Here is a 15,964-nt window from a genome sequence, read left to right as displayed (position 1 = left end):
CATGTTCGATCTTCTGGTCAAGGGCGGCACCCTCCCGGACGGGGCGGTGGCCGACATCGGCATCACCGGCGACCGGATCGCCGCCGTGGGCAGGCTGGACGCCGAAGCGGCCAAGGTGATCGACGCGACCGGGGATCTGGTGTCGCCGCCCTTCGTCGACCCGCATTTTCATATGGATGCGACGCTGAGCTTCGGTTTGCCGCGCGTTAATGCGTCCGGCACGCTTCTGGAAGGAATCAGCCTCTGGGGCGAGCTGCGCGACATCGCCACGGTGGAGGAACTCGTCGACCGGGCTGTCACCTATTGCGACTGGGCGGTCAGCATGGGCCTTCTGGCGATCCGGACGCACGTGGACACCACCCCCGACCACCTCCGCGGGGTCGAGGCGATGCTGGAGGTCAAGCGGCGCGTGGCCCCCTACCTAGACCTGCAACTGGTGGCCTTCCCGCAGGACGGACTTTACCGCACGAAGACCGGGCGCCAGAACGTCCTGCGCGCACTGGACATGGGCGTCGACGTCGTGGGCGGCATCCCGCATTTCGAACGCACGATGGAGGAAGGCGCCGAGTCGCTGCGCGACCTTGGCCGCATGGCGGCTGAACGCGGTCTGATGTGGGACGTCCATTGCGACGAGACCGACGACCCGATGAGCCGCCATGTGGAAACAATGGCGCGTGAGGTGACGCGTCATGGTCTGGGTGGCAGGGCTGCGGGCAGCCACCTCACCAGCATGCATTCGATGGACAACTACTATGTCTCGAAACTGCTGCCGCTGATCGCGGAAGCGGGCATGACCGCAATTCCCAACCCCTTGATCAACATCACGCTTCAGGGCCGCCACGACACTTACCCCAAGCGTCGCGGCCTGACGCGGGTCAAGGAAATGCAGGCGATGGGCATCTCGGTCGGCTGGGGGCAGGACTGCGTGCTGGACCCCTGGTACAGCCTGGGCACCGCGGACATGCTGGACGTGGCCTTCATGGGGCTGCACGTCGCGCAGATGACCCATCCCGCGGAAATGGCTCGCTGTTTCACGATGGTCACTGAAACCAATGCCAGGATCATGAACCTGCCGGACTACGGCTTGCGCCCAGGGTGCCTTGCCAGCCTTGTGGTCCTGGACGCGGGTTCGCCGACCGAGGCTTTGCGCCTGCGGCCGGATCGTCTTGCGGTTGTGTCCAAAGGCAAGCTTGTCGCGGAGCGCCGCCGCAATGACGCCCGACTTTCCTTGGCCGGACGCCCGCAAAGCGTGCGCCGACGACTCCCCGGCCCCGGCTGACCTCCAGGCGATTCGGCGGCGCTGCCTTCCCGCAGGCACCCGGTTTCGCTGGAAGTTTTCCGCCGCGCCCTGAAATCGGGCACAGCCCCGCTGCAATGCGGTCTGACGCCGCTCTCGCAGTGGTTGTGGCGGCCCGACCTTCAAATCTCCTCTTGATCGCCCCATTTTCGCCCTCATCCACAACCATCACGGAAGCTGAGGATTGGTGCGTTTGTGTGGACGATAGTCCTTGCGGTGCAGGGCAGTCCGCCGAGCGTGCCGTCAGGCATTGGCAAAAGCCGATTGGACGTCGCACCAGGGCTGGAAGGGTGAACGACATGGCGCAGCAGAAGGTGGCCGAACCCGTGGAAGAGGCCGACGACCTCATCGACGAACTGCAGCCGGGCGCGAAGCTGCTCAAGGGCCAGTACACCATCACCCGCTACATCAACAGCGGCGGCTTCGGCATCACCTATCTGGCCAAGGACAGCCTCGACCGCGACGTGGTGATCAAGGAATGTTTCCCCTCGTCCGTCTGCCGCCGGTCGAAGGTGGTCGTCGCCGCCCGATCGCGGGCGCATACCGCCGAACTGCGGTCGATCGTCCAGCTTTTCGTGCGCGAGGCGCGGAACCTGGCAAAGATCGTGCATCCGAACATCGTGGCAGTCCACCAGGTCTTCGAAGACAATGGCACCGCCTATATGGCGATCGACTTCATCGACGGCCTTGATCTTCAGCAGATCATCGACGGCGAAGGCGAAATGCTGAAGCCGGATCACATCGTGCGGATCACCGACAAGCTTTTGACGGCGGTCGGTTTCATCCATGACCACGATATGCTGCACCGCGACATCTCGCCGGACAACATCCTGGTCAACAAGGCCGGTGAGCCGATCCTGATCGACTTCGGCGCGGCGCGGGAACATGCCTCGAAGACGACGCGCGCGATGTCCGCCTTGCGCGTGGTGAAGGACGGCTATTCGCCGCAGGAATTCTACATCGCCGGGTCGGAACAGGGTCCGTGGAGCGACCTTTATGCGCTGGGGGCGACCCTTTACCACCTGATCTCGGGCGAGGCGCCGGTCAACGGACAGGCCAGGCTTGCCGCCCTCGCCGAAGAGCGGCCCGATCCCTATCTGCCGCTGACCGGCCGCTTTGCGGGATATCCGCCGGGCTATCTGGAAGCGATCGACTGCGCGATGAGCGCCTTGCCGAAACAGCGGTTGCAGACCGCTGCGGACTGGCTCGCGATGTATCACAAGGCCCCCGGAGCCGCCGGGTCGGTCGACGACGCGGTGCACCGTCTGGTGAACGAGTTCCGCAGCGAAGCGGATGCACCCGCCGCGGCTCCATTGGCGAAGGCGGCATCGCGGCAGCCCGAACCGGAGGCTGCCTCCCCCGCATCACGCGGTCGCAGCCCGGTGCAGTTGGTGGCCGGTGTTGCGGTGGCCCTGATCGTGGTGGCTGGCGGCTACCTGATGCTGGGTCAACCCAAGGCCGCCGACACGGCGTCCGGCGCGACTGCCGGAACCGATGCGCGGGCGACAGAACCCGTTACGGTCAACGCCGGACTGATTGCCCCGGAACCGGTTTCGGCGGCTTCGGTCGCCGCGGCATCCCAGCCGGAACCGGCAGAGCCCGAGACGGCTGCCCTGCCAACCACAGCCACACCGGAACCAGTCGCCGAAACCGTCGAGGTCGCCGCAGCCGCCCCAGTCGCTGATGACGCGCAGGCAGAAGTTCCCGCCGAAACCGTCGACGTCGCGGCCGCTGTGCCCGCCGTCGTCGAATCTGAGACAGAAGCCGCTGTCGCCGTCGAACCTGTGGTCGAGGCCAGCGCGGCGCCCGAAACCGTCGCAGCACCCGAGGTGGAAACTGCCGTCACCGAAACGGCGGTCGCCGATCCTGTTGCCGAAGCAGCTGCCGCAGGACCCAAACCTGCCGCGAACCAGGTCGCCTTCGCGGTCTGGGACGTCGCGATGCCCTTCAGCTACGACGACCGCATGATCGATGGCCGCCGCGTTGCCGTGGTGACGCGGTTCCAGGCCGGAGTGGATGTCCAGGCCGCAGGCGACTGGCTGGCACCCGGCGTGGCGATCCATTCGGTCAACGGCATGACGGTCGAATCCGCCGGCTCGCTGACGGTCGCGGTGATGAACGCGATGGCGGTCGATCCCGACGGTCGGGCCCGCGTCGTCGTCGAGTTCAGCGACACCGCGCGGCAAGTGAAGACCGGCCTTCTGACGGTCGATGCAGTCCGGCTGATCACCCTGCAGAACGGCCTGACGGTCCGGGTGCTGGTGGTCGACGGGGCCTGGAAGACCGAGGTGACCGCCGTGGCGCGACCCGAGACGACCACGCTTCAGCCGGGGGACACGCTGTTCCGCGACAAGACCACAGCGACGCCGCTGGATGCGGCCACTTCGCTGGAGAAGATCCTTGCCGCACTGGTCGAACAGGGCGTGGCCACAACCGAATTCTCGATCATCCGCGACACCAAGGTCGCCGCGGCGACGCTTCAGCTTGCGAAGGACGGCCAATGATGGCGTCGCAAGCCGTCCGGAAAAAGCGTCCCGGAACCGATCCGGCTTTGGTCATCTCCGATGCGTCGGTCCGGGCGGCGACGGCAACGCCTCTTGACCCGCTGATAGCCGTCCTGGCCCGCGCGGCAGAACGGTCCGGCCCGGCGCAGCCACCTGACCCGCACCAGACCGCATCGGGCTGAGCGTTCCGCCCGGACACCGAACAGCAATCGACCCCCGGCTTGCGGGGAGGGCGGCACCGCCAGCCCCCACCTACCGGACAAAGGAGCAGAGAGATGGCATTTGCGCGGACCTTCACCTTCGGCTGCACCGCGGTTCTTCTGACCAGCGCCGCGGCAATGGCGCAGGACGCCTGCTCGACCTACACGGTTGCCGTCGGGGACAACCTGCGCTTCATCGCCCGGTCTGCCTATGGCGACGCCGACCTTTACCGCGTGATCTACGAGGCGAATGCCGCGACCATCGGTGCGAAAGCGGACCTGATCGAGATCGGCACCGCTCTGGTCATCCCCTGCGACCCGAACGATCCGACCGCGCCGCTTGACCCAGCGCCAGCAGCGGCCGAAGCCCCCGAGGCCGAGCCCTCCGAGCCCGTTGCATCCGAGACCGCGGCCGCCGCAACGCCCGAGCCGGAAGTGGTGACCCCAGTCGCCGCCACACCGGATCCTGTCGCGGCCCCGGCCAAGCCGATCTCCTTCGTCACCGGCAACGGTTACGCCCCCTTCGCCGACGAGATGCTCCCCGGCGGCGGGATGATGACGCAGCTTGCCGAGATGGCGGTCTTCCGAGCCGATCCGGCGATTCCCTACACGCTGACCTTCATCAACGACTGGCAGGCGCACATCGACGCGCTGCTGCCGTCGGGCGCCTATGACCTGAGCTTTCCCTGGATCCGTCCCGACTGCGAAGCGCCGGAAACCCTGTCTCCGGGCGACCAGACGCGCTGCAACGATTTTGTCTTCTCGGGGCCGTTCTACGAAATCGTCGACGGCTTCTTTGCGCTCCGCGACAGCGGGCTGGGCGTCGTCACAGATTATGCCGAGTTCGGCGGCAAGCGCATCTGCCGTCCCGAGGGCTATACCACCGGCGTCCTGGAGGCGGCGGGGCTGACCGCCTCGACCGTGACCCTGGTTCGTGCCGCGATGGCGACGGACTGCTTCAAGGCATTGGCCGCAGGCGAAGTCGACCTGGTCGCCATCGACGCCGAAGCCGGCGATGCCGCTGTCGCCAAACTGGGTCTGACCGCCCGCGTCGAGCAGAACCCACATCTGGCAACCCTGCTCAGCCTGCATGTCATCGCCCACAAGTCGAACCCCCGCGCCGTGGACATGATCGGTCAGCTCGATGCCGGGCTGATCGAGATGTACCAGTCCGGCGAATGGTACGAGATCGTGTCGACGGCCCTGGCCGAGGACGATGAGCCGCAGGAGTAGCGTTTCCATGCTGGCAACAAACCTGCGTCAGTCCGCCCCGGTTTCCCACGTGCTTTCGGCGCTGATGTCCTGCTGTTTAGGACGTCTGACCGAGGGATCGGCCGCGCTGTTCCGGGGTGCCACAGCCCAGCGGCACGGGAACCGGATTGACCACCGCTTCGCCACATTCGTGCCATCACTACAACCATATGGTGCGCCAAAGCTCGTATTGTTTCGGTATCTGCTGGTTTCTTGCAGCCTATACAGCCTTCAGAAGGATACTCACCCATGAGAACCGCAAAGAAAGTACAGAGGCTGACCGTCGTGGCGGCGACCCTGATCGCGCTGCCCGTGATCGCCTCGGCCCAGGAAGCTTGCACCACCTATACTGTCAAGGACGGCGACACACTGGGCTCGATCGCCCAGGCCGCTTACGGCACTTTCGACTACCAGATGATCTTCAACGCCAACCGCGACGCGCTGGCGGCGAACCCGGCCAGCCTGCCCGCAGGTCTGCAGCTTATCCTGCCTTGCGAAGACGGCCGCCTGACCCCTGATCAGGAGCTCAGCACGATCATCGAGACCGAGACGCAAGAGCAGGAAGCCACCCGCACCAAGTCCAACGTCTATGAACCGCCGCTGAAGTTCGTCACCTCGAACAACTGGATGCCGTTCACCGATGAATCGCTGACCGGCGGCGGCATCTTCACCCGCATGGCCACCACCGCGATGCAGCGTGGCGGGAATGACCGCGGATACGAAGTGTCCTACGTCGACGACTGGATGGCCCATATCGACACGCTGCTGCCCTCGGGCGCCTTCGACGTCTCGATCGCCTGGGAAGCCCCCGATTGTTCCAAGCTGGACATGCTGGGCGAGTTCTCGGCCCGCATGTGCACCGAATTCGACTTCTCGCTGCCGATCTACGAGGCGGCCTATACCTTCAACACGCTGCCGGACAGCAAGTACGCCAACGCGCGGTCCTTCGAAGACTATTCCGGCGCAAAGATCTGCCGTCCCGAAGCCTGGCCGCTGGGCGACCTTGAGGTTCAGGGTCTGGTGCCGCCGGTCGTGGAATTCGTCCAGCCGAAGAGCCCGCTGGAATGCGCCGAAAAGCTGATGGCGGGCGAGGTCGACGTCTACTCGATCGAAACCGAAACCTCGGTGGCGAACTTCACCGAACTGGACGTGGTCGACAAGGTCTCCACCAACCCGGCGCTGGCGACGTTCATCTCGTACCACTTCCTGACCTCGAAGAGCAATCCGCGTGGCCGGGTCTACATCGCCATGCTGAACCGCGGCATCACCGAGATGCGGGAATCCGGCGAATGGTACGACATCGTGGCCACCGGCCTTGATGAACACAACAAGCTGAAGCAGCAGTAGCCCCCACTGTCGTCAGCTTGCAGGAAGCCCCACGCCGCCCCCGGCGCGGGGCTTTCGCTTTGGCTTCTTGGTCCGCTGATTAGCCACTTGGAACATTTATTCCGTGTGCTATGGTGACCCCGAGCAGCATTAAAGGCACGTGATGCCCAAGGGCGAGCCCCGTTTCGAGTCGCACGAACCTCCGCCGACGGTCGAGGCGTTCCGTGAGCGTCTTATGGCCGTGAACGGCCAGCTTCCCCGCCGCCTGCAGCAATGTGCCGACCATGTCGCAACACATCTGGACCGGATTGCACTGTCGACCGTGGCGCAGGTGGCCGAAGGGGCTGGCGTACCGCCGTCTGCCGTGATGCGGTTTTGCCAGATCATGGGCTTTTCCGGCTTTGCCGAGATGCAGCGCCTGTTCCGCGACGCCCTGTCCCGCGCCGCGCCGGACTACGCGACACGTCTTGCCAATCTGAAAGCCGGTGGCGCCGGACAGCCCGCGACACTGGTGGCCGAGTTCGTGGAAGCCGGTCGTCAATCGATGGAAGCCCTGGCGCGCGATCTGAACGAAACAGCCTTGAATCAGGCGGTTACCACACTTGCCCAAGCGCGGACGATCCATCTTGCGGGCTTTCGTCGGTCCTTTCCCGTTGCCTCCTACCTGGCCTATGTCTTTGACAAGCTGGGGGTCCCTGCCGTGTTGCACGACGGGGTTGCAGGTCTTGGCCATCGCTCGACGCTGCAGCCGGGGGATGCCTTGCTGGCGATCACCTTCGCCCCCTACTCCGAAGAAACCCTGGCCTTGGCCGCGCAGGCCCGAGACCGCGGCATTCCTGTCGTGGCCCTGACCGACCCGCCGGCCAGCCAGATTTCCGGGCTCGCCGACACCATCCTGACGGTGACCGAAATCGACTTCGGAGCCTTCCGGTCACTGTCCGCGGTGATTGCCCTGGCGCTCTCTCTGGCAGTCGCAGTGGCCGCGCGGCGGGAAAGTTAGCCCTTTCCCGACCGGACCAAATGGAATAAACGTTCCATACGCCTGACCGAGTCGGCGATCCGGAGCACAGCCATGTCCGCACCCAAACCACTTGACGTCATAACCATCGGCCGATCCTCGGTCGACCTCTACGGCGCCCAGGTCGGCGGCCGGCTGGAGGACATGGGCTCGTTCCAGAAATACATCGGCGGCTCGCCCACCAACATGGCCGCTGGCACCGCGCGGCTGGGGCTGCGCTCGGCGCTGATCACCCGGGTCGGCAATGAACACATGGGCCGTTTCATCTGCGAGGAACTCGCCAGGGAAGGCGTCGATGTCCGCGGCGTGAAAACCGACCCCGAGCGGCTGACCGCGCTGGTCCTTCTGGGCATCCGCGACGACAAGCAGTTCCCCCTGATCTTCTACCGGGAAAACTGCGCCGACATGGCGTTGTGTGAAGACGACATCGACGAGGGTTTCATCGCCGAGGCCCGGTCGGTGGTCGCCACCGGTACGCACCTGTCCAACACGCGCACCGAGGCCGCCGTCCTGAAGGCCCTCACCCTCGCGCGCAAGCACGGGCTGCAGACCGCGCTCGACATCGACTACCGCCCGAACCTTTGGGGGCTGGCGGGGCACGGCGACGGCGAAAGCCGGTTCATCGAGTCCGCCAAGGTCACGGCCAAGCTGCAATCGACGCTGCATTACTTCGACCTGATCGTGGGCACCGAGGAAGAATTCCACATCGCCGGCGGCACGACCGACACCATCGCCGCGCTGCGCGCCGTGCGGGCCGTGTCGAACGCCACCCTTGTCTGCAAACGCGGCCCGATGGGTGCCGTCGCCTTCACCGGCGCGGTCCCTGACAGCCTGGACGACGGCGAATCCGGCCCCGGTTTCCCGATCGAGGTCTTCAACGTCCTTGGTGCAGGCGACGGCTTCATGTCGGGCCTCCTCAAAGGCTGGCTCGACGGGGAACCTTGGCCCACCGCGCTGAAATACGCCAACGCCTGCGGGGCCTTCGCTGTTTCCCGCCACGGCTGCACCCCGGCCTACCCGTCCTGGGAGGAGCTGCAGTTCTTCCTGAAGCGCGGCGTCGTGGAAAAGGCCCTGCGCAAGGACGCCGCGCTGGAACAGGTCCACTGGGCCACCAACCGCCACCGCGACCTCAGCACCATGCGGGTCTTCGCCTTCGACCACCGGATGCAGTTGGAGCAGATGGAGGGTGCAACCCCCGCAAGGATCGGCGCGTTCAAGGAGCTTTGCCTGAAGGCCGCGTTGCAGGTGGCGAATGGCCAGCCCGGCTACGGCGTCCTTTGCGACAGCCGCCTTGGCCGCGACGCGCTTTTCCAGGCGGCCGGCTCCGGTCTCTGGATCGGGCGACCCGTGGAATGGCCCGGCTCGCGCCCCCTGACGCTGGAACCGGAAATTGGTCCGGACTTCGGTGGCTTGCAGGAATGGCCGCTGGAACACGTGGTCAAGGTCCTGTGCTTCTACCACCCCGACGACGACGCCGCGACGAAAGCCGCGCAAGAGGAAACTGTCCTGCGCCTCTTCCACGCCTGCCGCCGCAACCGGCTGGAGATGCTGCTGGAGGTCATCCCGTCCAAGGTCGGTCCGACCAATGACCAGACCTCGGCCCAGATCATCCAGCGCTTCTATGACCTTGGCGTCTACCCCGACTGGTGGAAGCTGGAACCCTTCACCACCGATGCCGCATGGCACGCCGCCTGCGCCGCGATCACGCGAAACGACCCGCATGTGCGCGGCATCGTGGTGCTGGGCCTCGACGCTTCCGAGGCCGACCTTTCGGCGTCGCTGGCCCTTGCGGCGAAGCATCCGCTGGTGAAAGGCTTCGCCATCGGCCGCACGATCTTTGGCGACGCGGCCCGCGCCTGGCTGAAGGGCGAGACGACCGATGACGCCGCCGTCCAGATGATGTCCGACCGTTACGCCCGCCTTGGCCAGCTTTGGGACAAGGTGCGCGAAGGAGCAACACAATGACCACGATCCGCCTGACCGCCGCCCAAGCCCTTGTCCGCTGGCTCTCTGTCCAGAAGGCCGAGGATGGTTCCCGTTTCATCGAAGGCGTCTGGGCGATCTTCGGCCACGGCAACGTTGCCGGTCTGGGTGAGGCGCTGCATGCCCACAAGGACGTGCTGCCCACCTACCGGGGTCAGAACGAGCAGACGATGGCCCATGCGGCGATTGCCTATGCCAAGTCCAGGCAGCGTCGCAACGCAATGGCTGTCACGTCCTCGATCGGGCCGGGCGCGACCAACATGGTGACGGCGGCGGCGCTGGCGCATGTCAACCGCCTACCGGTCCTGTTCATCCCCGGCGACGTCTTCGCCAACCGCGCCCCCGACCCGGTGTTGCAGCAGATCGAGGATTTCGACGACGCCACCGTCTCCGCCAACGACTGCTTCCGCCCCGTCGTGCGCTACTTCGACCGCATCAGCCGCCCCGAGCACATCCTCACCGCCCTGCCCCGAGCGCTGCGCGTGATGACAGACCCAGCGAACTGCGGCCCGGTCTGCCTCGCCTTCTGTCAGGACACCCAGGCCGAGGCCTACGACTACCCCGTCGAATTCTTCACCCCCCGCACCTGGTTCATTCGCCGCCCCGAGCCCGACCAGCGCGAGCTGGAGGCCGCCGTTGCCGCGATCAAGGCTGCGAAGACCCCGCTGATCGTGGCCGGTGGTGGGGTGCTTTATTCCGGCGCGGAACAGACGCTTCTGAACTTCGCCCGGACCCACAACATCCCGCTGGTGGAAACCCAGGCCGGGAAGGGCGCCGTCGACTGGGAGGAACCGTTGCACTTCGGCTCCCCCGGCGTCACCGGCACGGGTTGCGGCAATGCGCTGGCCGCGAAGGCCGACCTCGTGATTGGCGTCGGCACGCGGTTCCAGGACTTCACCACGGGTTCCTGGACTGTCTTCTCCAACCCCGACCGGACGCTTCTCTCGATCAACATCCACGGCTTCGACGCCCACAAACGCGCGGCACAACCGCTTGTTTCGGATGCAAAAGTCGCGCTGGAGAAGATCAGCGCCGCCCTCGGCCAGCATCGCTTCGCCGACCCCGACTTCGCCGCCCGCACGACGTGGTTCCAAACCACGGATACCCTGTTCGCCGCCCCCAAGACCAACGAGCTTCCGACCGACGCGCAGGTGATCGGCGCGGTCGACCGGAACGCCGGCAAGCAATCCCTCATCATGTGCGCGGCTGGCACCATGCCCGGCGCGCTGCATGTGTTGTGGCGGGCAGCACAGGGCGGGTACCACATGGAATACGGCTTTTCCTGCATGGGCTACGAGATTGCGGGCGCGATGGGCATCAAGCTGGCCCTGCCCGAGCGCGACGTGATCTGCATGATCGGCGACGGCAGCTACATGATGGCGAACTCCGAGCTTGCGACCGCGGTGATGATGGGCATCCCCTTCACCGTCGTCCTCACCGACAACCGCGGCTATGGGTGCATCAACCGCCTGCAGGCCGCCACCGGCGGCGCGCCTTTCAACAACCTCTTGCGCGACAGCTATCATGTGAACGAAGCCAACCTCGACTTCGTCGCGCATGCAGGCAGCATGGGAGCAAACGCTGTCAAGGTTGCGAACATTGCGGAACTGGAAGCCGAGATGCAGAAGGCCAGGACGGCGACGATCCCCACGGTGATCGTTATCGACACCGACCCGATGCCCGGCACCGGCGCAGGCGGCACCTGGTGGGACGTAGCCGTCCCCGAGGTCTCGGACCGGGCCGAAGTGAACGAGGCGCGCAAGGCATATGAAGCGGGCATCCGTGCCCAGTGGCTTCTCAACTGAGGACGAAGACATGAGCGTGAAGATCGGGATCTCTCCCATTTCCTGGCAAAACGACGACCTGCCGGACCTGACTGCCGCCTACACGATGGAGCAGGCCCTGCGCGAGGCGCGAGAGATCGGCTATACCGGCGTCGAGCGCGGGCGGCGGATGCCCTCGGACACCGAAGGTCTGCGGACCTACCTGACGGCCAACGGCCTGTCGCTGTGTGGCGGCTGGTGCTCGGGCAATCTTCTCGTCAACGACGTGAAGACCGAGATCGAAGCCGTGCGCCAGCAAGTCGAACAGTTCGCGGCCCTGAAGGCCCCCTGCATCGTCTACGCGGAATGCTCCAACACCGTGCAGGGTAACATCGTGGTGCCGGTGAACAACCGGCCGAAATTCTCGGCTGCCGACGTGCGGGCCTATGGGGCGAAGCTGTCGGAACTGGCGAAGTGGATGGCCGATCAGGGCGTGACTTTGGCCTACCACCACCACATGGGGTCGTTCATCGAAAGCGAAGACGACGTGAATGCGGTGATGGAAGGCTCCACTGCCGACGTGAAGCTCCTCTTCGACACCGGCCACCTTCTCTTCGGCGGGGCTGACGTGATGCGCGTCCTGAACACCTGGGCCGACCGGGTGCACCACGTCCACTTCAAGGACATCCGTCCCGAGGTCGTCGCAGATGTCCGCGCGAACAACCGCAGCTTCCTGGATGCCGTGATCGCCGGGGCCTTCACTGTGCCCGGCGACGGCTGCATCGACTTCCAGGCGGTCGCCGACAAGCTGAGGGCCATGGACTACGCGGGTTGGATCGTGGTCGAGGCGGAGCAAGACCCCGCCAAGGCCCCTCCCTATGAGTATTCCAAGCTTGGCTACGAGCATATCCTGAAGGTCTGCGCCCAAGCGGGCCTGACCATCGATCACTCCCGCCCCTCCTGAGGACAAGCCCATGCCCGACCTCCTCCGCCACCCGACCGGCACCCGCGGCAAGGTGCATGACATCACCGCCGAAAGCGCGGGCTGGGGTTATGTCGGCTTCAGTCTTTACCGGCTGGAACCGGGCGATGTGGCTGAGGAGGTGACCGGCGACCGCGAGGTGATCCTGGTTCTGGTGGAGGGCAAGGCCACGGTTCAGGCAGCCGGCAAAGACTGGGGCGAGATGGGCGCGCGGATGGACGTCTTCGAAAAGACCCCGCCGCATTGCCTGTACGTCCCGAACGGCAGCGCCTGGAAGGCCGTGGCGACCACGCCTTGCACGCTGGCGGTCTGCACCGCGCCGGGAAAGGGGAACCATGCCGCGCAAAAGCTGGGGCCGGAGGGGATCGAACTGACCCCGCGCGGCAAGGGGACCAACACCCGCTACGTCAACAACATCGCGATGGAGTTGCGGGATGTGGCCGACAGCCTTCTCGTGACCGAGGTATTCACTCCGGCGGGGCATTGGTCGTCCTATCCAAGCCACCGGCATGACGAGGACGACTTCCCGAACATGACCTACCTGGAAGAAACCTATTATATGCGGCTGAACCCCGGTCAGGGCTTCGGGATCCAGCGGGTCTATACCGAGGACGGGTCGCTGGACGAGACGATGGCGGTAAAAAGCCACGACGTCACGCTGGTCCCGAAGGGACACCATCCCTGCGGGGCCCCGTACGGGTATGAGATGTACTATCTGAACGTGATGGCCGGGCCGATCCGGAAGTGGCGGTTCAAGAATGATCCGGATCACGACTGGATCGCCCAGCGCGACGCTTGACGCCCACGCGTGGTGGCCTCGGAGGGGTAAACCTTTTCAAGGGGTTAGCCGCGGGCGTTTACGTTGGCTTAACTGTGTTGGCAGAAGCGGGGTCGACGGTTAGGCGTGGACGGCGGGCTTGCCGATGGCGCGGGCGCGTGGGCACTGATTGAAATAGCGCACTCAGCCACCAGTGGACCACGGCACTGTAATTCTGGCCTCGCTTCTCTCGGTCGGTGAGGGACGGGAGGTATGTTCCATAGCGGCTTCCTCTCGGTGCGAGCGGGGATGAGGACGCTTTCCAAAGGGAGGCGCGGTACCTGCGGCCGCCCCAATTCCCCCACCTCGAATGGTAGGCAGGTAGCAGGACCAGGACGCGATCTTTGGAACCGGCTTGCATTCCGTCCCCTCGAACCTTGGCACCCGGCCTGCAGGGGGGCTAGGCTGCCCGAAGTCGCTTTCGGGGGTTGCCTATGGTCGGACGACGTCTTTTGCCCAGCCTTGCGCTGGCACTTCTCATCACCCTGCCCGCCCGAGCCCAGGACCTGCCGGACCTGAAGCGTGGCGATGTGATCTTCCAGAACTCGCAGTCCGCGCAGTCGCTGGCGATCCTGCTGGCCACCGACAGCCCCTTTACCCATGTCGGCATCCTGGACTTCGACGCGGCGGGAAACCCGGTCGTGCTGGAGGCGGTGCGAACCACCCGCGCCACGCCGCTGCAGGATTGGGTGGCGCAGGGCAAGGACGGCGCGGTGGCGGTCTACCGGATGGAGGAATTGGGCAGCGACACCGCTCTGGCCGTGACCGAGGCCGCCCGCAGCCATCTGGGCAAGGGTTATGACCCCTATTTCTTCCAGTCCGAGGACACGATCTATTGCAGCGAACTGGTCCATATCGCCTTCCGCGACGGCGCGGGGGTTGCGCTTGGCCAGGTGCAGGCCCTGGGTGATCTGAACCTGGACAGCGCCGCAGTCCGGGCCTTGATCGCCGAACGCTGGCAATCGCACCCGGCCTGCAGCGACGGACAGGCGCAGGATGCGGAAAGCTGTCTGGCGCTGATCCGGGACGAGCCCCTGGTCACGCCCCAGGCTGTGGCCGAGGATGGGCGGCTGCGGCTGGTCTTTTCCAGTTTCGACGGCTGACCTTCGGCTTGGCCCACCCGGGGACTGCTCGTCGTGCGCCTGCGGCTTCTCCTCGTGGACTGGTGGGCTGCTCGTCGTGCCCCTGTGGTTTCTCCTCGCGGGGCGCGCGCGCGAACCGGTGCGCGTGCGAGGAGGAGACGAAGTCGAACGACGGGCCGCGCCTTTGCCTTGAAGCGCCCCCCCAGCTCGTCTAATCAAGGGCAAGCCCGAAGGAACCCCCAAGACATGCGCATCCTGATCACCAATGACGACGGCATCAACGCGCCGGGGCTTGAGGTTCTGACCGAGATCGCGACCGAGATCGCCGGTCCCGAGGGCGAGGTCTGGACCGTTGCCCCCGCCTTCGAGCAATCGGGCGTCGGGCACTGCATCAGCTACACCCATCCGATGATGATCGCCGAGCTGGGGCCGCGCCGCTTTGCCGCCGAAGGCTCGCCCGCCGACTGCGTGCTGGCGGCGATCTACGACGTGCTGGACGGCGCCAAGCCGGACCTGGTGCTGTCGGGCGTCAACCGGGGCAACAACGCCGCCGAGAACGTGCTTTACTCTGGCACCATCGGCGGGGCGATGGAGGCGGCGTTGCAAGGCGTGCCCGCAATCGCGATGTCGCAGTTCTTCGGGCCGGACAATGCCAAGCTGGCCGATCCGTTCGAAAGCGCCCGCGTCCACGGTGCCGCAGTTGTCCGCGCGCTGCTGGACAAGGGCATCTGGACCACGGGCGATTACCGCAGCTTCTACAACGTCAACTTCCCCCCGCTGCCCGCTTCGGCCACCAAGGGGATGATGGTCGCGGCCCAGGGCTTCCGCCGCGACACGGCCTTCAGCGTCGAGCCGCATATGTCGCCCTCGGGCAAGCGGTTCCTGTGGATCAAGGGCGGACACCAGCACACGCCCACCCTGCCCGGCAGCGATGCGGCGGTGAACCTGGACGGCTATATCTCGATCACGCCGATGCGCGCCGACCTGACGGCGCATGACCTCCTCGCCGATCTGCAGGCGAGCCTGGCATGACCGAAGGGCCGGAGGATCAACCGACCTCCGAGCTTGCCGAACGCAAGATGCGCTTTCTCTTTGCCCTCCGTTCCCGCGGCGTGACCGACACTCGGGTCCTGACCGCGATGGAAAAGATCGACCGGGGTCTTTTCGTGCGCGGCACCTTTGCCGACCGCGCCTATGAGGACATGCCGCTGCCCATCGCCTGCGGCCAGACGATCAGCCAGCCCTCGGTGGTGGGGCTGATGACCCAGGCACTGAAGGTGAACCCGCGCGACACGGTGCTGGAGGTGGGCACCGGATCGGGCTACCAGGCCGCGATCCTGTCGCAGCTGGCGCGGCGGGTCTACACGGTGGACCGCTACCGCCGCCTGACGCGGGAGGCGGGGGAGTTGTTCCGCCAGCTCAACCTGGTGAACATCACCACGATCACCGCCGACGGCTCGCACGGGTTGCCGGACCAGGCCCCCTTCGACCGGATCCTGGTGACGGCGGCGGCAGAGGACCCTCCCGGCCCGCTTCTGGAGCAGCTGAAGCCGGGCGGGATCATGGTCGTCCCGGTGGGTCAGTCCGACGCGGTGCAGGCCTTGATCAAGGTCACGCGCACCCAAAGCGGTTTTGATTACGAAGAACTTCGCCCAGTGCGATTTGTCCCACTGGTCGAAGGGATCGGCTCCGAGTAGACTGCGCGTCAGAAACCGGGCCAACCCGGACAGGCGATCATCAG

Annotated in this window: 13 protein-coding genes; all 13 read left to right on the top strand. The window is 65.7% G+C overall.

The features are described from left to right. Position 1: 1 nt before the first annotated feature. Positions 2-1,279 carry an amidohydrolase family protein gene (locus Q0C42_RS10740; protein ID WP_295075118.1) on the top strand — a complete coding sequence of 426 codons (1,278 nt, stop codon included), beginning with the start codon at positions 2-4 and terminating at the stop codon, positions 1,277-1,279. Between the two features lie 317 nt (positions 1,280-1,596). Next, a complete protein-coding gene (locus tag Q0C42_RS10735) occupies positions 1,597-3,801 on the top strand; it encodes a serine/threonine-protein kinase (RefSeq protein ID WP_295075115.1) in 2,205 nt (734 codons plus the stop codon). Next, on the top strand, positions 3,801-3,983 hold the full coding sequence (locus tag Q0C42_RS10730) for a hypothetical protein (RefSeq protein ID WP_295075113.1): 183 nt from the start codon (positions 3,801-3,803) through the stop codon (positions 3,981-3,983). The genes Q0C42_RS10735 and Q0C42_RS10730 overlap by 1 nt, the downstream gene beginning before the upstream one ends. A 93-nt stretch (positions 3,984-4,076) precedes the next feature. Continuing rightward, positions 4,077-5,234 (top strand): transporter substrate-binding domain-containing protein, encoded by a 1,158-nt coding sequence (locus tag Q0C42_RS10725; protein ID WP_295075110.1) that lies wholly within the window; start codon positions 4,077-4,079, stop codon positions 5,232-5,234. 267 nt (positions 5,235-5,501) lie between these two features. Next, on the top strand, positions 5,502-6,599 hold the full coding sequence (locus tag Q0C42_RS10720; RefSeq protein ID WP_295075107.1) for a LysM peptidoglycan-binding domain-containing protein: 1,098 nt from the start codon (positions 5,502-5,504) through the stop codon (positions 6,597-6,599). Between the two features lie 142 nt (positions 6,600-6,741). After that, positions 6,742-7,578, top strand: coding sequence for a MurR/RpiR family transcriptional regulator (locus tag Q0C42_RS10715; RefSeq protein ID WP_295075105.1), 837 nt, complete (start codon positions 6,742-6,744; stop codon positions 7,576-7,578). A gap of 72 nt (positions 7,579-7,650) precedes the next feature. After that, a complete protein-coding gene (iolC, locus tag Q0C42_RS10710; protein ID WP_295075102.1) occupies positions 7,651-9,561 on the top strand; it encodes a 5-dehydro-2-deoxygluconokinase in 1,911 nt (636 codons plus the stop codon). Beyond that, positions 9,558-11,384: a 3D-(3,5/4)-trihydroxycyclohexane-1,2-dione acylhydrolase (decyclizing) gene (gene iolD, locus Q0C42_RS10705; RefSeq protein WP_295075100.1), complete on the top strand. Its 1,827-nt coding sequence runs from the start codon at positions 9,558-9,560 to the stop codon at positions 11,382-11,384. Before iolC ends, iolD begins: the two co-directional genes overlap by 4 nt. Before the next feature lie 10 nt (positions 11,385-11,394). After that, positions 11,395-12,306, top strand: coding sequence for a myo-inosose-2 dehydratase (gene iolE, locus Q0C42_RS10700; RefSeq protein WP_295075097.1), 912 nt, complete (start codon positions 11,395-11,397; stop codon positions 12,304-12,306). A 10-nt stretch (positions 12,307-12,316) separates the two neighbouring features. Further along, entirely contained in the window at positions 12,317-13,123 is an 807-nt protein-coding gene (iolB, locus tag Q0C42_RS10695) for a 5-deoxy-glucuronate isomerase (RefSeq protein WP_295075094.1), read from the top strand. Between the two features lie 452 nt (positions 13,124-13,575). Beyond that, a complete protein-coding gene (locus Q0C42_RS10690) occupies positions 13,576-14,244 on the top strand; it encodes a YiiX/YebB-like N1pC/P60 family cysteine hydrolase (RefSeq protein ID WP_295075091.1) in 669 nt (222 codons plus the stop codon). A 225-nt stretch (positions 14,245-14,469) separates the two neighbouring features. Continuing rightward, positions 14,470-15,255 carry a 5'/3'-nucleotidase SurE gene (gene surE / locus Q0C42_RS10685; protein WP_295075089.1) on the top strand — a complete coding sequence of 262 codons (786 nt, stop codon included), beginning with the start codon at positions 14,470-14,472 and terminating at the stop codon, positions 15,253-15,255. Beyond that, on the top strand, positions 15,252-15,920 hold the full coding sequence (locus Q0C42_RS10680) for a protein-L-isoaspartate(D-aspartate) O-methyltransferase (protein ID WP_295075086.1): 669 nt from the start codon (positions 15,252-15,254) through the stop codon (positions 15,918-15,920). The genes surE and Q0C42_RS10680 overlap by 4 nt, the downstream gene beginning before the upstream one ends. Positions 15,921-15,964: the final 44 nt, after the last annotated feature.

The sequence above is a fragment of the Tabrizicola sp. genome (genome assembly GCF_022842145.1).
Lineage (GTDB): Bacteria > Pseudomonadota > Alphaproteobacteria > Rhodobacterales > Rhodobacteraceae > Tabrizicola.
This window is presented reverse-complemented; position numbering and strand designations above follow the sequence as displayed.